22 protein-coding genes and 1 tRNA gene are annotated in these 23,862 nt (G+C 68.5%); 14 read left to right on the top strand and 9 right to left on the bottom strand.

Translation table 11 applies throughout. From position 1 onward, the window contains the following. Position 1: 1 nt before the first annotated feature. From ACGFZQ_RS31090 to ACGFZQ_RS31065, 6 genes are read left to right on the top strand one after another with little or no spacing between them, the layout of a single operon-like run. Positions 2 to 244, top strand: a complete 243-nt coding sequence (locus ACGFZQ_RS31090) for a hypothetical protein (RefSeq protein ID WP_393843101.1) — start codon at positions 2 to 4, stop codon at positions 242 to 244. Continuing rightward, positions 237 to 428 carry a hypothetical protein gene (locus ACGFZQ_RS31085; RefSeq protein WP_393843100.1) on the top strand — a complete coding sequence of 64 codons (192 nt, stop codon included), beginning with the start codon at positions 237 to 239 and terminating at the stop codon, positions 426 to 428. The genes ACGFZQ_RS31090 and ACGFZQ_RS31085 overlap by 8 nt, the downstream gene beginning before the upstream one ends. Next, complete coding sequence (locus ACGFZQ_RS31080) at positions 425 to 1,489, top strand: DNA cytosine methyltransferase (protein WP_393843099.1); 1,065 nt, start codon at positions 425 to 427, stop codon at positions 1,487 to 1,489. Before ACGFZQ_RS31085 ends, ACGFZQ_RS31080 begins: the two co-directional genes overlap by 4 nt. Next, positions 1,486 to 2,877 (top strand): replication initiator protein RepSA, encoded by a 1,392-nt coding sequence (gene repSA, locus ACGFZQ_RS31075; RefSeq protein WP_393843098.1) that lies wholly within the window; start codon positions 1,486 to 1,488, stop codon positions 2,875 to 2,877. Before ACGFZQ_RS31080 ends, repSA begins: the two co-directional genes overlap by 4 nt. Next, positions 2,874 to 3,062: a helix-turn-helix domain-containing protein gene (locus ACGFZQ_RS31070; RefSeq protein ID WP_385315931.1), complete on the top strand. Its 189-nt coding sequence runs from the start codon at positions 2,874 to 2,876 to the stop codon at positions 3,060 to 3,062. The genes repSA and ACGFZQ_RS31070 overlap by 4 nt, the downstream gene beginning before the upstream one ends. Then, the gene (locus ACGFZQ_RS31065; RefSeq protein ID WP_393843097.1) at positions 3,062 to 4,219 is read left to right on the top strand and encodes a tyrosine-type recombinase/integrase; all 1,158 of its coding nucleotides are present in this window, start codon (positions 3,062 to 3,064) and stop codon (positions 4,217 to 4,219) included. The genes ACGFZQ_RS31070 and ACGFZQ_RS31065 overlap by 1 nt, the downstream gene beginning before the upstream one ends. Before the next feature lie 68 nt (positions 4,220 to 4,287). Here ACGFZQ_RS31065 and ACGFZQ_RS31060 read toward each other — a convergent pair. From ACGFZQ_RS31060 to dnaA, 9 genes are all read right to left on the bottom strand, one after another. Further along, positions 4,288 to 4,364: transfer RNA gene (locus tag ACGFZQ_RS31060), tRNA-Ile, on the bottom strand. 111 nt (positions 4,365 to 4,475) lie between these two features. Beyond that, on the bottom strand, positions 4,476 to 5,258 hold the full coding sequence (locus tag ACGFZQ_RS31055) for a DUF3566 domain-containing protein (protein ID WP_351748224.1): 783 nt from the start codon (positions 5,256 to 5,258) through the stop codon (positions 4,476 to 4,478). An 18-nt stretch (positions 5,259 to 5,276) separates the two neighbouring features. Further along, positions 5,277 to 7,880: a DNA gyrase subunit A gene (gene gyrA / locus ACGFZQ_RS31050; RefSeq protein WP_393843096.1), complete on the bottom strand. Its 2,604-nt coding sequence runs from the start codon at positions 7,878 to 7,880 to the stop codon at positions 5,277 to 5,279. Positions 7,881 to 7,922: 42 nt separating this feature from the next. Continuing rightward, a complete protein-coding gene (gene gyrB, locus ACGFZQ_RS31045; protein ID WP_393843095.1) occupies positions 7,923 to 9,986 on the bottom strand; it encodes a DNA topoisomerase (ATP-hydrolyzing) subunit B in 2,064 nt (687 codons plus the stop codon). A gap of 374 nt (positions 9,987 to 10,360) precedes the next feature. After that, positions 10,361 to 10,897, bottom strand: a complete 537-nt coding sequence (locus tag ACGFZQ_RS31040) for a DUF721 domain-containing protein (RefSeq protein ID WP_393843094.1) — start codon at positions 10,895 to 10,897, stop codon at positions 10,361 to 10,363. Further along, positions 10,894 to 12,015 carry a DNA replication/repair protein RecF gene (recF, locus tag ACGFZQ_RS31035; RefSeq protein WP_351748217.1) on the bottom strand — a complete coding sequence of 374 codons (1,122 nt, stop codon included), beginning with the start codon at positions 12,013 to 12,015 and terminating at the stop codon, positions 10,894 to 10,896. The genes ACGFZQ_RS31040 and recF overlap by 4 nt, the downstream gene beginning before the upstream one ends. Positions 12,016 to 12,055: 40 nt before the next feature. Further along, positions 12,056 to 12,931, bottom strand: a complete 876-nt coding sequence (gene gnd, locus ACGFZQ_RS31030) for a phosphogluconate dehydrogenase (NAD(+)-dependent, decarboxylating) (protein WP_393843093.1) — start codon at positions 12,929 to 12,931, stop codon at positions 12,056 to 12,058. Between the two features lie 177 nt (positions 12,932 to 13,108). Continuing rightward, complete coding sequence (dnaN, locus tag ACGFZQ_RS31025; protein WP_393843092.1) at positions 13,109 to 14,239, bottom strand: DNA polymerase III subunit beta; 1,131 nt, start codon at positions 14,237 to 14,239, stop codon at positions 13,109 to 13,111. Between the two features lie 976 nt (positions 14,240 to 15,215). Further along, positions 15,216 to 17,159: a chromosomal replication initiator protein DnaA gene (gene dnaA / locus ACGFZQ_RS31020; protein WP_393843091.1), complete on the bottom strand. Its 1,944-nt coding sequence runs from the start codon at positions 17,157 to 17,159 to the stop codon at positions 15,216 to 15,218. 373 nt (positions 17,160 to 17,532) lie between these two features. Between dnaA and rpmH the strand changes: the two genes are divergently transcribed. The 8 genes from rpmH to ACGFZQ_RS30980 all read left to right on the top strand — a co-directional run bounded on the left by rpmH (position 17,533) and on the right by ACGFZQ_RS30980 (position 23,570). After that, positions 17,533 to 17,670 carry a 50S ribosomal protein L34 gene (gene rpmH, locus ACGFZQ_RS31015; protein WP_005482975.1) on the top strand — a complete coding sequence of 46 codons (138 nt, stop codon included), beginning with the start codon at positions 17,533 to 17,535 and terminating at the stop codon, positions 17,668 to 17,670. A gap of 21 nt (positions 17,671 to 17,691) precedes the next feature. Continuing rightward, positions 17,692 to 18,063, top strand: coding sequence for a ribonuclease P protein component (gene rnpA, locus ACGFZQ_RS31010; protein WP_351748212.1), 372 nt, complete (start codon positions 17,692 to 17,694; stop codon positions 18,061 to 18,063). Further along, entirely contained in the window at positions 18,060 to 18,425 is a 366-nt protein-coding gene (yidD, locus tag ACGFZQ_RS31005; RefSeq protein WP_393843090.1) for a membrane protein insertion efficiency factor YidD, read from the top strand. The genes rnpA and yidD overlap by 4 nt, the downstream gene beginning before the upstream one ends. Before the next feature lie 3 nt (positions 18,426 to 18,428). Beyond that, complete coding sequence (yidC, locus tag ACGFZQ_RS31000) at positions 18,429 to 19,730, top strand: membrane protein insertase YidC (RefSeq protein ID WP_351748210.1); 1,302 nt, start codon at positions 18,429 to 18,431, stop codon at positions 19,728 to 19,730. Between the two features lie 15 nt (positions 19,731 to 19,745). Beyond that, the gene (locus ACGFZQ_RS30995; protein ID WP_351748209.1) at positions 19,746 to 20,255 is read left to right on the top strand and encodes a R3H domain-containing nucleic acid-binding protein; all 510 of its coding nucleotides are present in this window, start codon (positions 19,746 to 19,748) and stop codon (positions 20,253 to 20,255) included. 117 nt (positions 20,256 to 20,372) lie between these two features. Beyond that, on the top strand, positions 20,373 to 21,089 hold the full coding sequence (gene rsmG / locus ACGFZQ_RS30990; protein ID WP_351748208.1) for a 16S rRNA (guanine(527)-N(7))-methyltransferase RsmG: 717 nt from the start codon (positions 20,373 to 20,375) through the stop codon (positions 21,087 to 21,089). A gap of 298 nt (positions 21,090 to 21,387) precedes the next feature. Continuing rightward, on the top strand, positions 21,388 to 22,461 hold the full coding sequence (locus ACGFZQ_RS30985; RefSeq protein ID WP_351696270.1) for a ParA family protein: 1,074 nt from the start codon (positions 21,388 to 21,390) through the stop codon (positions 22,459 to 22,461). Beyond that, positions 22,458 to 23,570 (top strand): ParB/RepB/Spo0J family partition protein, encoded by a 1,113-nt coding sequence (locus ACGFZQ_RS30980; protein WP_393843089.1) that lies wholly within the window; start codon positions 22,458 to 22,460, stop codon positions 23,568 to 23,570. The genes ACGFZQ_RS30985 and ACGFZQ_RS30980 overlap by 4 nt, the downstream gene beginning before the upstream one ends. Positions 23,571 to 23,862 lie beyond the last annotated feature (292 nt).

Below are 23,862 nucleotides of genomic sequence, written 5' to 3'. Positions count from 1 at the left end.
CATGGAGAACGTCACCGTCTCGGCCCACATCGAGCCGGACACCCGTTTCCGCGTCACGCCGTTCGCGGACCGCGCCTACCCCTTCGTCAGCCTCCGCATCGGCGGCGACAGCGTCGAGATCGCGCTTCTCGCCGCCCCCGGCACCTCCGAGGCCCTGCGCAACCTCGCCGCCGCCGCGATCGAAGCCGCCGGCGCCCTGGACGCCATGACCGCCGATATGCCGGAGGTGACCGGCCGTGGCTGACCTCACCCCGACCCCGGACCGCCCCGGCCTGCACGTCAGCAAGCCTTCCCCATCCGAGCCCGCCACCGCGTCGGCGGTCTGCCACTGCGGCGCCCGCGCCACCGCCAAGGGCGACACCCAGGTCAAGGCACTGGTCGACGGCTACACCGCCAACCACGGCCCCGCCCACCGGAAGGGCCGGTGAACGCCGTGACCGTCCTCGACCTCTTCGCCGGTCCTGGCGGCTGGTCCCAGGGCTTGAGCGCCCTGGGCGTGCGGGAAGTCGGTATCGAGATCGACCCCGTGGTCTGCGCGACCCGTGCGGCTGCCGGGCACGCCACGATCCGCGCCGACGTCGCCGCCTACCCCACCAAGCCGCTCCGCGGGAAGGTGTCCGGGCTGATCGGCTCCCCGCCCTGCCAGACGTTCAGCGCGGCCGGTCTACGCGCCGGGAACGACGACCTGCCCCTGTGCCATCAGGCGTTGGACGACCTCGCCCGCGGGAGGGACCCCCGCGAGACCCTGCGGGCCGCTTGCGCCGACATGCGCTCCCTGCTAGTGGTCGAACCTCTGCGTTACGCCCTGGACCCGCATCCCCAGTGGGTGGCGCTGGAGGAAGTCCCTGCGGTGCTGCCGTTGTTCGAGCACACCGCCCACCTCTTGGCCGCCGCCGGCTACTCGACGTGGACCGGCGTCCTCAACGCTGCGGACTTCGGCCTCGCCCAGACCCGCCGCCGCGCCTTCCTGATCGCCTCCCGCACCCGCCCGGCCCTGCCCCCGGACCCCACCCACGCCGACGGCGGCACCCCCGACGACCTCTTCGGCACCGGCCTGCCGCCCTGGCGGACCATGGGCGACGTCCTGGGCTGCCCGCCCGCCGTCGTACACACCCGTGGGAACCACACCACCGGCGGTAGCCGCTTCCCGACCACCGGCCCGTCCTGGGCCATCACCGGCCGTGCCCGGTCCTGGCTGCTGAAGGTCGGCAACCGACCGGCCGCCACCCGCCGCCGCCTCGACCAGCCGGCGCCCACGCTGCTGTTCGCCAAGGCACTCAACGACGTCTCGTGGATCGACCCGGACGGCACGCCTATTCGCCGCCTGGCCGTCGAGGAAGCCGCCGTTCTCCAGGGCTTCCCCAGCGACTACCCGTGGGCCGGCTCCCGTACGAAGCGGTTCGAGCAGATCGGCAATGCAGTACCGGCACCGTTGGCCGCCGCCGTGCTGCGTCCCATGGTCCCGGCCTCTCTGGAGGTGGCTGCGTGACCGACACCGCCACCCTGGCGGGCCTGGACCCGGCCACCCTCACCGACGTGCTGAGGCTGGCCGGGTCCGCCGGCTTCGACCGCATCCAGGACCAGATCCGCCGTACCGGCGGTTGTTCCGACCCGATCCACCTGGAAGGCTCCACCGTCACCCGCGACGCGGCCACGGGCTACGTGCTGCACTCCTACTCGACCGACACGGAACCCGGCGGCCGGCTGCGGATCGCGTGCGGCAACCGCCGTGCCTCGCGCTGCCCGTCCTGCGCCTGGACCTACGCCGGAGACACCTACCACCTGATCCGCGCCGGGCTCGTCGGCGACCCCGCCAAGGGCACCCCTGAGACCATCCGCGACCACCCCCGCGTCTTCACCACGCTTACCGCGCCCTCGTTCGGTCCGGTCCACAACCGGCCTGGCAACCGGCCCTGCCGCTGCGGCATCCGCCACGGTGAGGACGCGCCCGAACTCGGCACCCCGCTCGCCCCCGAGACGTACGACTACGCGGGCGCCGTGCTGTGGAACAACCACGCCTCCGAGCTGTGGCGGTACTTCACGATCTACCTGCGCCGCGAGATCGCCCGCCGCGTCGGGCTCACGCAGAAGGAAGCGCACGCTCAGTCCCGCGTCGCCTTCGGCAAGGTCGCCGAATACCAGAAACGCGGTGCCGTCCACTTCCACGCCGTGATCCGCTTCGACGGACCGGACGGACCCGACAGCCCGCCGCCGGCCTGGGCCACCTTCGACGTCCTCACCGACGCGATCCGCGCGGCCGCCGCCCGCGTCGCTGTCGACGTACCGCCCGCGGGAGACCAGCCCGCCCGCCTGCTGCGCTGGGGCACTCAGCTCGACGTACAGCCGATCGGCGCCTTCGGCCACGGCGAGGAGATCACCGAACAGGCCGTCGCCTCCTACGTCGCCAAGTACGCCACCAAAGCCGCCGAGACCACCGGCACCGTCGACCGCCGCATCGGCAACAAAGAGGCTCTGGTCCTGCTCGACGTACCCGACCACCCCGCCCGGCTCATCGCCGCATGCCTCGACCTGCACGCCCTCTACCCGGACCGCAAGCTCCGCGACTGGGCTCACATGCTCGGCTTCCGGGGCCACTTCTCGACCAAGTCCCGCCGCTACTCCACCACCCTCGGCGCCCTCCGCCAGACCCGCGCCGACTACCGCGCCGCCCAGCAACGCCAAGCCCTCGGCCTGCCCGACCCCGACGACACGGAGGCAACCACGCTCACCCTCGCCCACTGGACCTACGCCGGCCACGGCCACACCCCCGGCGAATCCTGGCTTGCCGCGAACTTCCGCCGGGAGATCCAGCTCAACCGCGAGAGCGCCCGCGAGGAACTACCCGCCCTGTTCGACCTGGAAGGAGTCGCCGCGTGACCACCGCTGCCCCCGAGTTGCTGACCGTGCCCGAGGTCATGGCGAGTCTCAAGGTCGGCCGGACCAAGGTCTACGACCTGATCCGTACTCACCGCCTGGTCTCGATCAAAGTCGACGGCTGCCGTCGCATCCCGGCTGACTCGGTCGGGGACTTCATCCGCGGGCAGATTGAGAGGGGCGTCTGATGGCCAAGAGGCGCCCCAACGGCGGCGGCACGATCTCAAAGCGGGCGGACGGCCGGTACATGGGCCGCGCGTACGTCACCGACACGGACGGCAACCGGGTCCGCAAGACCGTGTACGGCACCACGTGGGACGAAGCCAACGAGAAGCTCGGCAAGCTCCAAGACCAAGAGCGCAACGGCGTCCCGGTGCCTTCCCGTTCCTGGTCGCTCGGGGAGTGGCTGGCCTACTGGCTGGAGCACATCGTTGAGCCGGACTCCGAGCACAACACGTACGTCAAGTACGAGTCCAAGGTCCGGCTGTACCTGATGCCGCACCTCGGTAAGAAGTCGCTGGTCAAGCTGACTCCTGCCCAGGTCCGCGCCTTCATGGCCACGTTGAAGCGCGACAAGGTGCCGGCGCCCACGCGGTTCGAGGTGCTCCGTGTGCTCCGGAACGCCCTCAACCGGGCCATCCGCGAAGAGCTGCTGACGCGCAACGTCGCTCTCCTGGTTGACATGCCCAAGGTCAGCAAGGACAAGGGCACGGCGTGGAACGCCCGTGAGGCGGTCACGTTCCTCCGTGCGGCTCGTGCGCACCGCCTCTACGCGGCCTGTGTGCTCGTCCTGGTGCTCGGTCTCCGCCGTAGTGAGGTGCTGGGTCTGCGGTGGCGGGACGTCGATTTCGAGGGGCGGCAGTTCACGCCGGTCAAGCAGGTGCAGCGTGAGAAGGGCGTCGGTCTGGTCCTCAAGGATCTCAAGACCGAGTCGTCACAGGCGGTGCTCCCCATGCCGGAGTTCTGCGCCCGCGCCCTGGAAGAGCGGCGAGAGCTGCAAGAGCTGGAACGGAAGATCGCCGGTGAGCACTGGGCTCAGGAGCCGGATCAAGACCTGATCTTCTCGTCCGAGCATGGCGGCATGCTCGATCCGGTGGGCTTCTCGCGGACCTTCGGGCGGCTCGTGAAGCGCGCCGGCGTCCGTCGCATCACGGTCCGGCTCGCTCGGCACACCTGCGGGACGCTGCTCGCGTTCCTGAAGGTGCACCCCAAGGTCGCTCAGGCGATCCTCCGGCACAGCCAGATCAGCATGACCATGGACGTCTACACGCACGTGGTCGGCGACAGTGAGCGGGAGGCCGTCGGGATGCTCGCGGAGCTGCTGGAAGATCCGCTCATCGGCTGATCGCCGCTGTTGGTGTCAACCGATGGTGTCAAAAGACCCCCGGACCGATGATCCGGGGGTCTTTTCGCTGGTGGGGCTAACAGGATTTGAACCTGTGGCCTCATCCTTATCAGGGATGCGCTCTAACCAACTGAGCTATAGCCCCGCCGCGCTCTGCGGTGTGTGTCCCGCACGCTGACTCCTGAAGATTAGCGCACGACCGGGGCAGTCCCAAAATCGGTTGTCGGGGGATCGTCAGCAGAGGTTTGAACTCCGGTTACTCGTCCTCGGCCAAGGTCAGCTCGATGCCGCCGACGAAGCCGGCGGACAGGTTGTAGATGAACGCGCCGAGGGTCGCCAGCGCCGTCGCGAGGACGACGTCGATGACCGCGATGATCGCCGTGAACATCAGGACGTGCGGGAGGGACAGGAACGACTGGAGGTCGAAGCCGTTCGACTCGTTCGAGCCCGTGGCCTCCGAGATCGTGCCGCCGACCGTCGAGAACACGCCCATCGCGTCCAGGACCATCCACAGCACCGCCGACGCCACGATCGAGCAGATCCCCAGCGCGATGGAGAGCAGGAAGCTGACCTTCATCACCGACCACGGATCGGCCTTGGCGACCCGCAGCCGGGCCTTGCGGGTGCGTGGCGCGGTGCGTGCCCCGGCGCCGGTGCGCGGCCGTCGTACCGCCCCCGCAGGCGTCCCCGCGGGGGCCTGCGGGGTCTGCGTCGCCGGGTAGGCCTGCGGCGGGTGGTAGGGCCCGGCGGGCTGCTCCGAGTGCCGTTCCCCGGGCAGCGGGGAGGCGTTCGGCTGCTGCGCGGACGCCGGCTGAGCGCCCGCCGCGGCCTGGCCTCGGGTGTCGGTCACGGTTCCCCCCTGGGTTCCCTGCTCATCCGGCGCGGACGCCTTGACCGCCTTCAGCTGCGTGGTGTGCGTGTCCATCGGCTGCGCACCGCCCCCGGCGGCCCCGCCGGACGCGGCGGAGCCACGGCCGCCGCCGTCCGCGTCCGTACCCGTGGAGGTACCGGCCGATCCGGCGCCCGTGGCTCCGCTCACGATGACTCTCTCCTCGTGCTACTCGGCCGAGGGCGCCTCACCCTCGTCCGTACCGCTGGTCTCGACACCCTCGGCGATCTCGGCGGTCTCGTCCACGGTGTCCTCACCGTCGACTTCCTCCGCCTCGCTGCCGGCCTCGGCGTTACGTGCGATGCCGACCACGGCATCGCGCTTGCCCAGGTTGATCAGTTGGACGCCCATGGTGTCACGGCCCGTCTCCCTGACCCCGCTGACTCGCGTACGAATCACACCGCCGGACAGGGAGATGGCGAGGATCTCGTCGTTCTCCTCGACGACCAACGCGCCGACGAGCGAACCGCGGTCCTCCACGATCTTGGCGGCCTTGATGCCGAGGCCGCCGCGCCCCTGGACGCGGTACTCGTCGACACGGGTCCGCTTCGCGTACCCCCCGTCGGTGGCAGTGAACACGAACGTACCGGGTCGAACAACATTCATCGACAGAAGTTCATCGCTCTCGCGGAAACTCATGCCCTTGACACCCGAGGTGGCACGGCCCATGGGGCGCAGAGTGTCGTCGGAGGCGGTGAACCTGATCGACTGTGCCTTCTTGCTGATCAGAAGCAGATCGTCGTCCGCCGAGACCAGTTCGGCTCCGATCAGTTCGTCGTCGGAACCGTCCTCGCGCTCCCGCAGGTTGATCGCGATGACACCGCCGGAACGGGGCGAATCGTAATCCTTCAGAGGCGTCTTCTTGACCAGACCGGCCTTGGTGGCGAGCACCAGGTAGGGCGCCGCGTCGTAGTCGCGGATGGCGAGGATCTCGGCGATCGCCTCGTCCGGCTGGAAGGCCAGCAGGTTCGCCACGTGCTGACCACGCGCGTCACGTCCGGCGTCCGGCAGCTCGTACGCCTTGGCCCGGTACACCCGGCCCTTGTTGGTGAAGAACAGCAGCCAGTGGTGCGTGGTCGAGACGAAGAAGTGGTCGACGATGTCGTCTTCCTTCAGCTTCGTACCGCGCACGCCCTTGCCGCCGCGCTTCTGCGCCCGGTAGTCGACGGTCTTGGTCCGCTTGACGTACCCGCCGCGCGAGACCGTGACGACGATGTCCTCCTCGGCGATCAGGTCCTCGATGGACATGTCACCGTCGTAGGGGACCAGCATGGTCTTGCGGTCGTCGCCGAACTTCTCGACGATCGCCGCGAGCTCGGCGCTGACGATGCCGCGCTGGCGCTCCGGCGAGGCCAGGATCGCGTTGTACTCGGTGATCTTCGCCTGGAGCTCGTCGTGCTCCTGGATGATCTTCTGGCGCTCCAGGGCGGCCAGCCGGCGCAGCTGCATCTCCAGGATGGCGTTGGCCTGGATCTCGTCGATCTCCAGGAGCCCCATCAGGCCCGTACGCGCGATCTCGACCGTGTCGCTGGCCCGGATCAGCGCGATGACCTCGTCGATCGCGTCCAGCGCCTTCAGCAGACCGCGCAGGATGTGCGCCCGCTCCTCGGCCTTGCGCAGCCGGAAGCGCGTACGGCGGACGATGACCTCGATCTGGTGCGTCACCCAGTGCCGGATGAACGCGTCCAGGGAGAGCGTGCGCGGCACACCGTCGACCAGCGCCAGCATGTTGGCGCCGAAGTTCGACTGAAGGTCGGTGTGCTTGTACAGGTTGTTCAGGACGACCTTGGCGACCGCGTCCCGCTTCAGCACGATGACCAGCCGCTGGCCGGTGCGCGAGGAGGTCTCGTCGCGGACGTCGGCGATACCGCCGACCTTGCCGTCCTTCACCAGGTCGGCGATCTTCTGCGCGAGGTTGTCGGGGTTGGTCTGGTACGGCAGCTCCGTGACCACCAGGCACTGGCGGTTCTGGATCTCCTCCACCTCGACGACCGCGCGCATCGTGATCGAGCCGCGACCCGTGCGGTACGCCTCCTCGATGCCCTTGCGGCCGACGACCAGCGCGCCGGTCGGGAAGTCGGGGCCCTTGATCCGCTCGATCAGCGCGTCCAGGAGCTCCTCGTGCGAGGCCTCCGGGTTCTCCAGGTACCACTGGGCACCGGCCGCGACCTCGCGCAGGTTGTGCGGCGGGATGTTGGTCGCCATGCCGACCGCGATCCCGGCGGAGCCGTTGATCAGCAGGTTCGGGAAGCGGGCCGGCAGGACGGTCGGCTCCTGGGAGCGGCCGTCGTAGTTGTCCGTGAAGTCGACGGTCTCCTCGTCGATGTCACGGACCATCTCCATCGACAGCGGCGCCAGCTTGCACTCGGTGTACCGCATGGCGGCCGCCGGGTCGTTGCCCGGGGAGCCGAAGTTGCCGTTGGAGTCCACCAGCGGCATCCGCATCGACCACGGCTGGGCGAGGCGCACCAGGGCGTCGTAGATCGAGGAGTCGCCGTGCGGGTGGTAGTTGCCCATGACGTCGCCGACGACACGGGCGCACTTGTAGAAGCCGCGCTCGGGGCGGTAGCCGCCGTCGTACATCGCGTACAGGACGCGGCGGTGCACGGGCTTGAGGCCGTCGCGGACGTCGGGCAGCGCACGGGACACGATGACGGACATCGCGTAGTCCAGGTACGAGCGCTGCATCTCCGTCTCGAGCCCGACGGGCTCGACACGCATCGCGACCTCGCCGCCCTCTTCAGGGGTGACGGGAGTGTTCTCGTCGGTCATGGCCGGTGAAGATCCTTCCTGGTGCGGTCAGCTGAGACCGACTCAGATGTCGAGGAAGCGGACGTCCTTGGCGTTGCGCTGGATGAACGCGCGGCGGGCCTCGACGTCCTCGCCCATCAGGACCGAGAACAGGTCGTCGGCCTGGGCGGCGTCGTCGAGGGTGACCTGGCCGAGGACCCGGTGCTCCTGGTCCATCGTGGTGATGCGCAGCTCCTCGGCGTTCATCTCTCCGAGACCCTTGAAGCGCTGGATCGAGTCCTCGCGGACGCGCTTGCCGCGCTGCCGCCCCATCTCGATGAGCGCGTCGCGCTCACGGTCCGAGTACGCGTACTCGGAGTCGTCCCGACCCCACTTGATCTTGTAGAGCGGCGGGCGGGAGAGGTACACGTGCCCGGCCTCGACCAGCGGCCGCATGAAGCGGAACAGGAAGGTCAGCAGCAGGGTGGAGATGTGCTGGCCGTCGACGTCGGCGTCCGCCATCAGAATGATCTTGTGATAGCGGAGCTTCGAGATGTCGAAGTCCTCGTGCACACCCGTGCCGAACGCGGAGATCAGCGCCTGGATCTCCTGGTTCTGCAGGATCTTGTCGATCCGCGCCTTCTCGACGTTGAGGATCTTGCCCCGGATCGGGAGGATCGCCTGGTACTGCGGGTTGCGGCCGGACTTGGCCGAACCGCCGGCGGAATCACCCTCGACGATGAAGATCTCGCACTTGGTGGGGTCGTTCGACTGGCAGTCGGAGAGCTTGCCCGGCAGCGACGCGCTCTCCAGGAGGCCCTTGCGCCTGGTGAGATCCCGGGCCTTGCGGGCCGCCACGCGCGCGGTGGCCGCCTGGATGCCCTTGCGGATGATGTCCGCCGCCTCGACCGGGTTGCGGTCCAGCCAGTCGTTCAGGTGCTCGTAGACCGCCTTCTGCACGAAGGTCTTGGCCTCCGTGTTGCCCAGCTTGGTCTTCGTCTGCCCCTCGAACTGCGGCTCGCTCAGCTTGACCGAGATGATCGCGGTCAGACCCTCGCGGATGTCGTCACCGGTGAGGTTGTCGTCCTTCTCACGCAGCAGCTTCTTGTCGCGCGCGTACTTGTTGATCAGCGAGGTAAGCGCCGCACGGAAGCCCTCCTCGTGGGTGCCGCCCTCATGCGTGTGGATGATGTTGGCGAACGAGTACACACCCTCGCTGTAGCCGCTGTTCCACTGCATGGCGACCTCGAGGGACAGGCTCTTGTCCTTGTCCTCGGCCTCCAGGTCGATCACCGTCGGGTGCACCACGTCGCCCTTGCGGGAGTTGAGGTACTTCACGAAGTCGACGATGCCGCCCTCGTAGTGGTACGTGACGGTCTTGTCCTCGGCCTTCTCGTCCGCGCCCGCCTCGTCGGCGCCGGCGACGGCCTTCGCCGACTCGCGCTCGTCGGTGAGCCGGATCGTCAGGCCCTTGTTGAGGAAGGCCATCTCCTGGAAGCGCCGCGAAAGCGTCTCGAAGGAGTACTCGGTGGTCTCGAAGATGTCCGGGTCCGCCCAGAACGTGACCGAGGTGCCGGTCTCGCCCGTCTCCTCGTGCTGCGCCAGCGGAGCCGTCGGGACGCCCAGCTTGTAGTCCTGCGTCCAGCGGTGACCGTCGGTCCTGATCTCGACCGACACCTTGGACGACAGGGCGTTCACGACGGAGACACCCACACCGTGCAGACCGCCGGAGACGGCGTAACCGCCACCGCCGAACTTGCCGCCCGCGTGCAGCACGGTCAGCACGACCTCGACGGCCGGCTTGCCCTCGGACGCCACGATGCCGACGGGGATGCCGCGGCCGTTGTCGACGACACGCACGCCGCCGTCGGCCAGGATCGTCACGTCGATGGTGTCCGCATGGCCCGCCAGAGCCTCGTCGACGGAGTTGTCCACCACCTCGTACACGAGGTGGTGGAGACCGCGTTCACCGGTGGAGCCGATGTACATACCGGGTCGCTTGCGGACCGCGTCCAGCCCTTCGAGCACGGTGATGGCACTGGCGTCATAGGAGGCGGTGACCTCACCGTTCGCGCCGGCGTCGGTGGACGGGATGTTCTCGTTGGGGTTGCCGGAATCGGCCACGAAGCGCCCTTTCTGGCACAGCACGAGCCGGGCTCGTCGGCGGGTTGCCGGAGCGGCTGCGGCGTGTTGCGTTGGTAAGCCTTGATCAGCGTTGCTCAGCTTTTCCCGGACGGTCCCCACGTTCGGGGCGGGATTGCCTCCCAGTCTACCGGTAGCGCCGACAGTGATGGGGGGTTGCCGGTACCTGAGTCCGCATGTGCCGCCCTGAACCCGCCTCTGCCGACTCCCGATATGCGGATGGGGGCTCCAAGAGGCTCACAGAGGCACTCAGCGCTTCCGGCTGTCAACCCTTGGCTACTCCGGGGTCAGGTCGCGATTCGCAACCGCGTGCGGTTGTACGACGATCAGCCGAGGCGGCCGCACGAAGGCTCCACACTCGGCTGATGACGTGACGCAAGTCACCCGTAGGTATCGCCGGGACCGGTGCTCCCGGGGGCGCGCAGCGGGCCGTAGCGCCGGGGCGGACCGCCGGGATTGAGCACCTTGATCATCCGTACGGTGCCGTGCCCCAGGTCCTCGTTCAGGCGTGCGACCAGCGCGGGAGAGAGATGGCGCAGCTGGGTCGCCCAGGCCGTGGAATCGCACTGGACGACCAGCACCCGCTCGTCCTCGTCGTACCGCTGCGGCACACAGTGCTTGGCGAGATCCTCGCCCACGATCTGCGGCCAGCGGCCCATCACCCCACCCACCGCGGCCGGCGTCTCCCAGCCGCGCTCGGTGATCAACCGGTTGATCGCCGAACCCAGCGCCATGGGATCGCGGCCGTCGGCGCGCGCGCCGGAACGCAGACCACCGCGCCGCGCCTGCTTCCGCTGCTGCGCCGCGTCACCACGCGCGCGTGCCGCCTCCTTCGCCGCCCTGAGCGCCACACGCGCCAGGTCGACACCGGAAGGCTCCTTCTTCGGATTCTTCGGAGCGGATCCGTCGGCGCTCATGCGCGCTCCACCACCCCGTCCGCCACCGCGTACCGCACACCCGTCAGGAGATGCGGCACATCGTCGTCCACAGCAGCGGTGACCAGCACCTGCTCCCCGGGCGCGACCAGCTCCGCCAGCCGCTCCCGGCGCCGCGCGTCCAGCTCGGCGAACACGTCGTCGAGCACCAGCACCGGCTCATTGCCCTCGGCACGCAGCAGGTCGTACGACGCCAGGCGCAGCGCCAGCGCGTACGACCAGGACTCACCGTGCGAGGCATAGCCCTTGGCCGGCAGCTGCCCCAGTTTGAGGACCAGGTCGTCGCGGTGCGGACCGACCAGCGTGACACCCCGCTCGATCTCCTGCTTGCGGGCGTCCGCCAGCGCCGCCATCACCTGGGCGTACAGATCCTCACGGGTGTGCGCCTCACCGGGCGCCGACGGCCTGTACTCCAGCGCGACCGGTCCACCACCCGGCGCCAGCTGCTCATACGCCTTGTCGGCGAGCGGCTGGAGCGCGGCGATCAGGTCGAGCCGCTGGGCGAGCAGCTCGGCACCGGCCCGCGCGAGGTGCTGGTCCCACACGTCCAGCGTGGACAGATCCATGGAACGGCCACCGTGCCGCCGGGCCAGGGCCGCGCTCTTCAACAGCGTGTTCCGCTGCTTGAGGACACGCTCGTAGTCGGACCGCACACCGGCCATCCGCGGCGACCGCGCCGTGATCAACTCGTCCAGGAAGCGCCGCCGCTCACCCGGGTCACCCTTCACCAGCGCGAGATCCTCCGGCGCGAACAGCACCGTCCGTACGATCCCCAGCACATCCCGCGGCCTGACCTGCGAGGACCTGTTGATCCGGGCACGGTTGGCCCGGCCCGGGTTGAGCTCCAGCTCGACCAGCTGCTGCCGGTCGCCCTGCCGGACCTGCGCCCGGATGACCGCCCGCTCGGCGCCCATCCGGACCAGGGGAGCGTCCGAGGCGACCCGATGGCTGCCGAGGGTGGCGAGATAGCCGACGGCCTCGACGAGGTTGGTCTTGCCCTGGCCGTTGGGGCCCACGAAGGCGGTGACGCCCGGGTCGAGCGGGACCTCGACCCGGGCATAGGAACGGAAGTCGGCCAGCGACAGATGCGTGACGTGCATAGGTGTTTCGCCGACCTCCCCGTGACCTGGTACTTCGTCTCTACTTCGCCTCTACGGCGTGGCCGCCGAACTGGTTGCGCAGCGCGGCGATCATCTTCATCTGCGGCGAGTCCTCCTGCCGCGAGGCGAACCGCGCGAACAGCGAGGCGGTGATCGCGGGCAGCGGCACCGCGTTGTCTATCGCGGCCTCCACCGTCCACCGGCCCTCGCCGGAGTCCTGTGCATAACCCTTCAGCTGGTCCAGGTGCTCGTCCCCGTCGAGGGCGTTCACCGCGAGGTCGAGCAGCCAGGAACGGATGACCGTGCCCTCCTGCCAGGAGCGGAAGACCTCGCGCACATCCGTGACGGATTCGACCTTCTCCAGGAGCTCCCAGCCCTCAGCGTAGGCCTGCATCATCGCGTACTCGATGCCGTTGTGGACCATCTTCGCGAAGTGACCCGCGCCGACCCGGCCGGCGTGCACCGCACCGAAGTCGCCCTCGGGCTTGAGCGCCTCGAAGACCGGCCGCACCTTCTCGACGTGCTCGGCGTCGCCGCCGTACATCAGCGCGTAGCCGTTCTCCAGGCCCCAGACACCGCCGGAGACCCCGCAGTCGACGAAGCCGATGCCCTTGGCGGCCAGCTCCTCGGCGTGCCTCTCGTCGTCCGTCCAGCGGGAGTTGCCACCGTCGACGACCACGTCACCGGGCTCAAGCAGGTCGGCCAGCTCGTCGATCGTGGACTGGGTCGGCGCCCCGGCCGGGACCATCACCCACACCACACGGGGCCCGCTGAGCTTGCCCACAAGCTCTTCCAGGGTGTGGACGTCGGCGAGGTCCGGGTTGCGGTCGTATCCGACGACGGTGTGGCCCGCGCGGCGGATCCGCTCGCGCATGTTGCCGCCCATCTTGCCGAGGCCGACGAGACCGAGCTCCATCAGTTGGTTCCTTAGGTTGCGGTGTGGCAGGAGAGGCACTTTCGTGCCGCGCCCGAGCCTAATCGCCACCCTTTGTGCACAGTTGTGGGCTCAGCCGCTCACCTGGGGAAACCCACCCGAGCACAGCGCCGGCCACCCACAGGAAGGCGGCGGCACTGTGCACAGCTGTGGACAACGTCAGCCGCTCAGCCGCACCGGCATGATCAGGTACTTGTACGCCTCGTCCGCCTCCGCGTCGAGCGCCGGCTTCCCGCTCAGCAGCGCCGGCTTCGTGGACGTCGTGAACGACAGCTGGGCCACCGGCGAGTCGATCGCGCTCAGACCGTCCAGCAGGAAGGTCGGGTTGAAGGCGATCGAGACGTCGTCGCCCTCCAGCTGCGCGTCCACCCTTTCCACAGCCTGTGCGTCGTCGCTGGAACCGGCCTCCAGGATCAGCACGCCCTGCTCGAAGCTGAGCCGCACCGGGGTGTTCCGCTCGGCCACCAGGGCGACACGCTTGACGGCCTCCACGAAGGGGGCGGTCTCGATCACGGCCACGGAGTTGAACTCGGTCGGGAACAGCGAGCGGTACTTCGGCAGGTCGCCTTCGAGCAGCCGCGTGGTGGTGCGTCGGCCGGCGCCCTCGAAACCGATGAGTCCCTCGCCGGCGCCCGAGCCGGACAGCGCCAGGATCACGCTGTCGCCGCTCGTGAGGGCCTTGGCGGTGTCCAGGAGCGTCTTGGCGGGCACCAGGGCCACCGCGGACGCCTCGGGGTTCTCCGGCTTCCACAGGAACTCACGGACCGCGAAGCGGTAGCGGTCGGTGGAGGCCAGGGTGACCGTGTCGCCCTCGATCTCGATCCGCACACCGGTCAGCACCGGCAGCGTGTCGTCACGCCCGGCCGCGATGGCCACCTGGGAGACGGCGGAGGCGAAGACCTCGCCGGGGACGGTGCCCGTCGCGTTCGGCATCTGCGGCAGCGAGGGGTACTCCTCCACCGGCAGGGTGTGCAGCGTGAACCGGGACGATCCACAGACCACCGTGGCCCGTACACCGTCTGTGGAAATCTCCACCGGCCGGTTGGGCAGGGCACGGCAGATGTCGGCGAGCAGCCGGCCCGAGACCAGGACCGTGCCGTCCTCCTCGACCTCGGTCTCGACGCTGACCCGCGCGGAGACCTCGTAGTCGAAGCTGGACAGGCTCAGCTGGCCGTCCTCGGCCTTCAGCAGCAGGCCCGCGAGGACCGGCGCCGGCGGACGGGCCGGGAGGCTGCGTGCCGCCCAGGCCACTGCCTCCGCGAGTACGTCGCGTTCCACCCGGATCTTCACCGTAAGCCCGCCTCCTGCTGTTGCCGGGGCTTCTCGCCCTGCTGCGTCTTCGTCGTCTGACTCGGTGTCGTGAGCCCCGGGGAGGGGAAGAACACCGGGGACCAGTCTGACGCACCGCACTGACAGCTGGTGCCCGTCGAGGTCAAGTCGTGACGAGGCGCGGTCAGAGGCCGAAGAGCGAGTTGTGCACAGGGCCCTCTTCGAAACGGATTCCCAGCTCTCTCTAGTTGGGAGTAGTAGTAGGGGCTGTGGATACCGTGGATAACCCCGTTTTCCCAGCTCAGAGGCCAGATTTTGTCCACTGCCCCTGTGGGTTAAGCCGGTGGACAACCAGGTGTCTCTGTGGAGAACAGAAAGTTCTGCACACACCGTGCACAGCCTGAGGCGACTTCTCCCCAGCGCCGTCCCCAGCTTTACTCACCTTTCCCACAGGCCAACCCGGCAGCTTCGTGTGACGCCTTTCACTCGACACGGTGAGCAGGCGCGTCACGTTGCCGAACAGTGGACAGCCGTGTGGAGAAGCTGGGGATCGCTGGGGACAACCACCCCTCAGCCTGTGAGGTACCGGTGGACAACTTCATGCACAGGCTGTGGATGCTTTCCTCGTCCACAGGCTGTGGAGATCCGTCGTCCACGATTCCACAGCCCCTTGAGCTGGCCCGATGCTTTTTCACTCGCTGGCCTGTGGACGACGTTCGGGACAACTTCGCAGTCCCCAGGGTGTGGACGCAAGAAAGTCGGCAAATCTGTGGAGGACGCCCGTAACCCGGGCCGGTAATCGAACAGCAGGGGGCGCGTCTTCGCGGCGCCGCTCGGTGGACGCGCCCCGTCAGGGGCCCGGGAAACTGCGCGAGCAACCACGGACGGACCCGCGACGACCTCTTGCCGAACCACCCCAGGACGCAACCCGAACCACCCCAGGACGCGACAAGGCGCCCCCGGGATCTCTCCCGAGGGCGCCCTGAAGGCCGTGGAACTAGCCGTTCTTGATGCGGTTGGTCAGCTCCGTCACCTGGTTGTAGATGGACCGCCGTTCCGCCATCAACGCCCGGATCTTCCGGTCGGCGTGCATCACGGTCGTGTGGTCCCGGTTGCCGAACTGCGCCCCGATCTTGGGCAGGGACAGGTCCGTGAGCTCCCGGCACAGGTACATGGCGATCTGCCGCGCGGTGACCAGCTGCCGGCCGCGTGAGCTGCCGCAGAGGTCGTCGACCGTGAGGCCGAAGTAGTCGGCGGTCGCCGCCATGATCGCCGTCGCGCTGATCTCGGGCGTGGAGTCCTGGCCCCCGGGGATCAGGTCCTTCAGGACGATCTCGGTCAGGCCCAGATCGACCGGCTGCCGGTTGAGCGACGCGAACGCCGTCACGCGGATCAGCGCGCCCTCCAGCTCTCGGATGTTGCGCGAGATGCGGGAGGCGATGAACTCCAGTACCTCCGGCGGCGCGTTGAGCTGTTCCTGTACCGCCTTCTTGCGGAGGATCGCGATGCGCGTCTCCAGTTCCGGCGGCTGGACGTCGGTGATCAGACCCCACTCGAAACGGTTCCGCAGCCGGTCCTCAAGGGTGACCAGCTGCTTGGGCGGCCGGTCGCTGGAGAGCACGATCTGCTTGTTCGCGTTGTGGAGCGTGTTGAAGGTGTGGAAGAACTCCTCCTGCGTCGACTCCTTGTCCGCGAGGAACTGGATGTCGTCGACGAGCAGGATGTCCATCTCGCGGTAGCGCTTGCGGAAGCTGTCGCCCTTGCCGTCGCGGATCGAGTTGATGAACTCGTTGGTGAACTCCTCCGAGCTCACGTAGCGCACCCGGGTGCCCGGGTAGAGGCTCCGTGCGTAGTGCCCGATCGCATGCAGCAGGTGCGTCTTGCCGAGCCCCGACTCCCCGTAGATGAAGAGGGGGTTGTAGGCCTTCGCGGGCGCCTCGGCGACGGCGACCGCGGCCGCGTGCGCGAAGCGGTTGGACGCGCCGATGACGAAGGTGTCGAAGAGGTACTTGGGGTTGAGGCGGGCGGTCGGTTCGCCGGGGCCCGACGCCGGTGCGGGCTTGGCGCCCAGCGGTCCGGGTGCGCCGGTGACGGCCGGTAGGTCCGGGCGTCCCGGACCGCCCCGGCGGCCCTGGCCCGGTCCGCCCGGGGGTTCGGACCGGTCGCGGCGGCCGGTGTCCCGCTGGTCGTAGTCGCCACGGTCGTAGTCGGACCGTGCGTATTCGGGACGGTCGTAGTCGGGGCGCTGCGGTTCGTACTCCGGGCGCTGCTGCTCGTACGGCGGCCGGTCCATGGGCTGCTGGGGCCGGTACTCCTGGGAGTAGGAGTCGCCGTAGCCGTCCGAGCGGTAGGTGTCCTGCGACGGTGAGGCGTAGGGGTCGCGTTCGGGGAAGCCGAGGCGGGGCTGCTGCCAGCTGTATTCGTCCTGCCCCGGGCGGGGCCAGGCGCCGGGTTCGGGGCGCTGGTACTCGGAGGGGTAGGCCGGCCGGGCGGTGGGAAGCTGATCGGCGCGCGGGGGCGGCAGCTGGTCGCGGCCGCCCTGCTCGGGCGGGTGGTCGGCGCGATGCCGGCCGTATCCGCCGCCGTCGTACTGCGGCGAGGGGAGCTCGGGCTCTTCGTAGCGCTGTGGCTGCTCGGGGGGTGCCGGCGGGGTCGGGGGTTCGCCCGCGGACTCGTCCACGGTGATCGCGATCCGGATCGGGCGCCCGCACTCGCGGCTCAGCGTCTCGCTGACGATGGGCGCGAGACGGCCCTCCAGCACGTTCTTCGCGAATTCGTTCGGTACCGCGAGCAGCGCGGTGTCCGCGACCAGGGCGAGCGGCTGGCAGCGCCGGATCCAGTGTTCGTCCTTGCCCTCCACACCCTGACCGCGGCCCTCACCGAGAAGCTGCTCCAGTACTCGTGGCCACACTGCGGCAAGATCGGCAGGTACGTCAGCCACAGGGCACGCTCTCTCACAGGTCCCACGAACGTGTGGTTCGAGGACGGGTTGGGATGAATATCGGGTCGGGCGGGGATAAAGGAACGAATCGGAGTTCCGCCACGGTAGTCAGCGTGGCGGGTGCGGTTCAAGTTGTTGTCCCCAGCCTGTGGATAGTGTCTCTCCGTCACTGCTGGTTTGACCGAATGGCGTAGCCCCGCGTACCGTAACCAGGTCGAGTTGTCGATGGCTGCTGCCGCCTGCCTCCGATGGGCACAGATCGCTGAAGGTGATCGGGAAGCGGTGCACTCGGGCGTGATGCGAGCTACTCGTGGGCGCACGGTGACAGCCAGGACGGCACCCGCCACACCGATTTGATTTCTGGAGCCCCCGAGTGAGCAAGCGCACCTTCCAGCCGAACAACCGTCGTCGCGCCAAGACCCACGGCTTCCGCCTGCGGATGCGTACCCGTGCCGGCCGCGCGATTCTGGCGAACCGCCGCAGCAAGGGTCGCGCCAGCCTGTCCGCCTGATTCTGATCAGGTCATGACGTCGTGCTGCCTACCGAGCATCGGCTGAGGCGGCGCGAGGACTTCGCGACCGCGGTACGACGAGGTCGCCGGGCCGGCCGCCCGTCCCTCGTCGTCCACCTTCGTAGCGGTGCCACGGACCCGCACGCGCCTGGGGAGAGCGCTCCCTCGACGCGTGCGGGTTTCGTCGTGAGCAAAGCAGTGGGTGGCGCGGTCGTGCGCAACAAAGTCAAGCGCAGACTGCGTCACCTGATGCGTGACCGAGTCGTCCTGTTCCCCCCCGGTAGCCTGGTAGTCGTACGAGCGCTGCCCGGAGCAGGCGACGCCGACCATGAACAGCTGGCCCGAGACCTGGACGCCGCCATCGAGCGGCTACTGGGAGGGGGCGCGCGATGAAGTACCCGCTGCTGGCTCTGATCAAGCTGTACCAGTGGACGATCAGTCCGTTGCTGGGGCCGGTGTGCAAGTACTACCCGTCGTGCTCCCACTACGGCTACGCAGCTATTGACCGGCACGGTGCGATCAAGGGGACGGCACTCACTGCCTGGCGCATCCTGCGGTGCAATCCGTGGTCGCTCGGCGGTGTGGATCATGTTCCTCCGCGTAAGCGACCGCGGTGGCACGAAATGCTGCGTGACGCCTGGCGTGCACGCAAGGGCGGGCCCTCCGCCGCCGAACCGGCCACCGAGGAGAAGCTTGCTCCCGAGCTTCCTTCGAGCCCGGCCGCAGAGACTTCGTCCCATGCCCAAGGAGCATGATTAGTGGACACGATTGCCAGCCTCTTCAGCTTCATCACGACACCCGTTTCATGGGTCATCGTCCAGTTCCACTCGGTGTACGGGAAGATCTTCGGTCCCGACACAGGGTGGGCCTGGGGCTTGTCCATCGTGTCTCTGGTGATCCTGATCCGCATCTGCCTGATCCCGCTCTTCGTGAAGCAGATCAAGGCGACCCGGGCCATGCAGACGCTGCAGCCCGAGATGAAGAAGATCCAGGAGCGCTACAAGAACGACAAGCAGCGTCAGTCCGAAGAGATGATGAAGCTGTACAAGGAGTCGGGTACCAACCCGCTCTCCTCGTGCCTTCCCATCCTCGCGCAGTCGCCGTTCTTCTTCGCCCTGTACCACGTGCTCAACGGCATCGCGACGGGCTCGACGATCGGCGTCATCAACGACTCGCTGCTCGCCAGCGCTCGTAAGGCGCACATCTTCGGTGCTCCGCTCGCCGCGAAGTTCACGGACGGGTCGTCGAAGGTGGAGGCGCTCGGCGCCTCCCTGACCGATGTCCGGGTCGTCACCGCGATCATGATCGTCCTGATGTCGGCGTCGCAGTTCTACACGCAGCGTCAGCTGATGACGAAGAACGTCGACACCACCGTGAAGACGCCGTTCATGCAGCAGCAGAAGATGCTGATGTATGTCTTCCCGGTCATGTTCGCCGTCTTCGGCATCAACTTCCCGGTCGGTGTCCTCGTCTACTGGCTGACCACCAACGTGTGGACCATGGGCCAGCAGATGTACGTCATCCGCAACAACCCGACCCCGGGTTCCAAGGCCCAGGCCGCTTACCTGGAGCGTCTGACCAAGCACGTCACGCACCACGGCAAGGCCCGTAAGCGCAGCGAGCGCACCATCATCAAGGCGATCGTCGCCAAGGGCCGGGACCGCAACGAGTTCGAGCGCAAGTTCATCAACGCGCTGACCAAGGCGGGCCTCGTGGCCCAGGCCGACGGCGCCGTGGTGAAGGGCGAGGCTCAGGCCACCGCGGTGACCGAGGACGGCGTCGCGACCACCGCTGCGGCCAAGCGCCAGCAGCCCAAGCGCCAGACCAAGTCCCAGCGTCAGTCCGGCACCGCGAAGGCGGCCGGTGAGCAGGCGGCTGCCGCCGAGAAGGAGGACTCCGCCGAGCCCACGACCTCGCTGGAGAAGTCCGACGAGCCGCAGGACGCCAAGCCTGCCGGCCAGCAGCAGCCCCCCAAGGGCGGTTCCAACGGCCGCAGCAGGGCCCAGTCCGGTCAGCGCAAGGGCGGTCCGCAGCGCCCCAAGTCCCCGTCCAAGAAGTAAGAAGGAGCCCATCCCGTGACGGAAGGCACCACCTCCGCTGCCGAGGGTGCAGACACCCTGACCCGCCTGGAGCAGGAGGGCGAGATCGCGGCGGACTACCTCGAGGGTCTGCTCGACATCGCCGACCTCGACGGCGACATCGACATGGATGTCGAGGCCGACCGCGCCTCCGTGTCGATCATCAGCGACGCGGGCGGCCGCGACCTGCAGAAGCTGGTCGGCCGTGACGGCGAGGTGCTGGAGGCGCTCCAGGAGCTGACCCGCCTGGCCGTGCACCGGGAGACCGGTGACCGCAGCCGGCTGATGCTCGACATCGGGGGCTACCGCGCCAAGAAGCGCGCCGAACTCTCCGAGCTGGGTGCCAAGGCCGCGGCCGAGGTGAAGAGCACCGGCGAGCCCGTGAAGCTCAAGCCGATGAGCCCGTTCGAGCGCAAGGTCGTGCACGACGCGGTCAAGTCCGCCGGACTGCGCAGCGAGTCGGAGGGCGAGGAGCCGCAGCGGTTCGTCGTCGTGCTGCCCGCCTGATCGGCCTCCCCGTTTCACCGGCCCCGTCTGTTGAGCAGGCGGGGCCGAACTTTGTCAGCCTGGTAGTTCTGGTGGCCGGTGCGTACAGCGCCGGCGCTGTACGGAAGGACGGTCCCCGTGACGGAGGCTGCGGAGCTCCCCCCGGCGCCTGAGCAGGCGCGGGAAGTGTTCGGCGAGCGCTACGCCGATGCGGTCCGCTATGCGGAGCTGCTCGCCGAGGCAGGCGTGCAGCGTGGTCTGATCGGCCCACGGGAGGTACCTCGCCTGTGGGAGCGGCACCTGCTGAACTGCGCGGTGCTCTCCGAGGCCGTCCCCGAAGGGGTGACGGTGTGCGATGTCGGCTCCGGTGCCGGCCTGCCGGGCATTCCGCTGGCGCTGGTCAGGGAAGACCTCAACATCACGCTGCTGGAGCCGCTGCTGCGGCGCACCAACTTCCTGACCGAGGTCGTCGAGCTGCTGGGCCTGGACCATGTGACCGTCGTGCGTGGTCGCGCCGAGGAGGTCATGGGCAAGCTGCCTCCGGTGCATGTGGTGACGGCGCGCGCCGTGGCCCCGCTGGACCGGCTGGCCACCTGGGGCATCCCGCTGCTGCGCCCCTACGGCGAGATGCTCGCCCTGAAGGGGGACACGGCGGAGGAAGAGCTGAAGGCTGCGGCCACCGCCCTCACCAAGCTCGGCGCGGTGTCCACGTCCATCCTCCACGTGGGTGAGGGCGTGGTGGATCCGCCGTCCACCGTCGTACGGGTGGAGGTCGGGGAGAGCCCGGGGGGTGTGCGCTTCGCGGCGAAGCGGGCGAAGGCGGCTCGTACGGGCCGGACGCGTAGGCGCCGCTGATCCGTCCTGACGACCAGACGTACTCCACACAAGCTGCCAAACCTACGCATGACGGAGTGTCGCGGCTTTTCGGTACTGCTCGCTGTGCATCGTGTTTCACGTGAAACGTCGCTCACTGTTGCACGGCATCATCGGCCGGGGCCGCGCTGCGGCCGAACCGCGCGACCGAAAACCCCTCGGTTCCCTCAGAGAAGGGTCCTCTGGTGACACTCCGTCCCTCCTGCGGGGCAGGGAGTTGTCCACAGAGGTGGATTTCTCCACAGAAGAACAGGCCTCACTGGTTCACGACCCCGAAGGCATGGGAGGCTCTGTTCATTGCGAGCCTGAAGTCGAGGAGAGTGAATCCTTGCGGTCCGACGCCAACATCGCGGGACCGATGACCGATCCGGTCCCCGGTCCCCGTACCGAGTCGATGGGGGCGGATGTTTCACGTGAAACACCGCCTCCTATGGACGACACTCCCATCGGTCGTGCTGCCCAACTTGCGGTGGAGGCTCTGGGCCGTGCCGGCGAAGGCCTGCCACGTCCGGAGCAGACCCGAGTCATGGTGGTCGCCAACCAGAAGGGCGGTGTGGGCAAGACGACGACGACCGTCAACCTTGCCGCATCGCTGGCACTCCACGGAGCCCGCGTCCTGGTGATCGATCTCGACCCACAGGGCAATGCCTCCACTGCGCTGGGGATCGATCATCACGCCGAGGTTCCGTCCATCTACGACGTGTTGGTCGAGAGCAAGCCGCTGGCCGAGGTCGTCCAGCCGGTGGTGGACGTCGAAGGCCTCTTCTGCGCCCCCGCCACGATCGATCTCGCCGGTGCGGAGATCGAGCTGGTGTCCCTGGTGGCACGGGAGAGCCGACTTCAGCGGGCGATCCAGGCGTATGAACAGCCGCTGGACTACATCCTCATCGACTGCCCGCCCTCGCTCGGCCTGTTGACGGTCAATGCGCTGGTCGCGGGCGCCGAGGTGCTCATCCCGATCCAGTGCGAGTACTACGCTCTGGAGGGCCTCGGCCAGCTGCTGCGCAATGTCGACCTGGTGCGGGGGCACCTCAACCCCACACTGCATGTGTCGACCATCCTGCTCACCATGTACGACGGCCGGACGCGTCTTGCTTCCCAGGTCGCGGACGAGGTGCGCAGTCACTTCGGTGACGAGGTGTTGCGGACGAGCATTCCCCGCTCGGTCCGCATCTCCGAGGCGCCGAGCTATGGGCAGACGGTACTGACCTACGATCCTGGATCGAGTGGTGCCCTCTCCTATCTTGAGGCGGCCCGAGAAATCGCGCTCAAGGGCCTCGGCGTCAGCTATGACCCGACGCAGGCCCACATTGGCGCACAGAGCAATCCGAGCATGGTGGAGGGGATCCAGTGAGCGAGCGACGGAGGGGGCTGGGGCGTGGTCTCGGTGCGCTGATCCCGGCTGCCCCGACAGAGAAGACCCCGGCCCAGACATCGGTGGGTGGTACGGGATCTTCGTCCCCCGCTGTGGTCCCGGTGCTGATGGCCGACCGTGGGGTCGCCGCCGCCAAGGTGACGACGCTGCCGGCTGTTTCACATGAAACCGAGGAGCCCTCGGTCTTCGGTGTGGCTCCGGAAGCGCCCCCTTCCCCGGTGGGCGCTCACTTCGCGGAGATCCCCCTCGACGACATCTCGCCGAACCCGCGCCAGCCGCGTGAGGTCTTCGACGAGGACGCACTGCAGGAGCTGGTCACCTCCATCCAGGAGGTGGGCCTCCTCCAGCCGGTCGTCGTACGCCAGCTGGGTCCCTCGCGCTATGAGCTCATCATGGGCGAGCGGCGCTGGCGGGCCTGCCGTGAGGCCGGCCTGGAGGCGATCCCGGCGATCGTCCGGGCGACGGACGACGAGAAGCTCCTCCTGGACGCGCTGCTGGAGAACCTCCACCGCGCCCAGCTGAACCCGCTGGAAGAGGCCGCCGCCTACGACCAGCTGCTGAAGGACTTCAACTGCACGCACGACCAACTGGCGGACCGCATCGGGCGGTCCCGTCCCCAGGTCTCCAACACACTGCGACTGCTGAAGCTCTCTCCGGCCGTCCAGCGCCGGGTCGCCGCCGGAGTCCTGTCGGCGGGGCACGCCCGGGCGCTGCTCTCCGTCGATGACTCGGAGGAGCAGGACCGGCTGGCCCACCGGATCGTGGCCGAGGGGCTGTCGGTGCGGGCTGTCGAGGAGATCGTGACCCTCATGGGCTCGCGGCCGCAGACGCCGGCCCGTGCCAAGGGGCCGCGTGCGGGCGCCCGGGTCTCCCCGGCGCTGACCGACCTCGCTACCCGGCTCTCGGACCGTTTCGAGACGCGGGTGAAGGTGGACCTGGGCCAGAAGAAGGGCAAGATCACCGTCGAGTTCGCTTCGATGGAAGACCTTGAGCGGATCCTCGGCTCGCTCGCACCGGGCGAGGGCCCGGTCCTGCACCAGGGGATCCACGACGGCGACTCCGCGGGTCCTGAGGAGTCCGAGGACTGACCGCGCGCGGGCGGTCTGCCCGGGGCCGTGGCGGGTGTCTCTCGCCAGTGACCGGGTGTTTCCCGCCCCGTCGGCGTCCTGTCGCTCCGAGAGCGGATCGTGTTCTGGTGTGTACCGGAACACGATCCGCTCTTTGCTTTCAGGCGCTATCGATGGAATCGCTGTGTGGATACGATGCGTTCGGGTACGGCGGATCCACCTGACAGCTGGCAGCACCTCTGAATGGGAGGCGGGAGCCATGCGATCGATGAGCCGCACCGGACTGGTGAGCGCGGGCCTGGGACTGGGCGCG

Source organism: Streptomyces sp. NPDC048254 (genome assembly GCF_043201895.1).
Taxonomy (GTDB): Bacteria; Actinomycetota; Actinomycetes; order Streptomycetales; family Streptomycetaceae; genus Streptomyces.
Note: the sequence above shows the minus strand (reverse complement) of the source record. Positions and strands in the feature narration are given on the sequence as shown.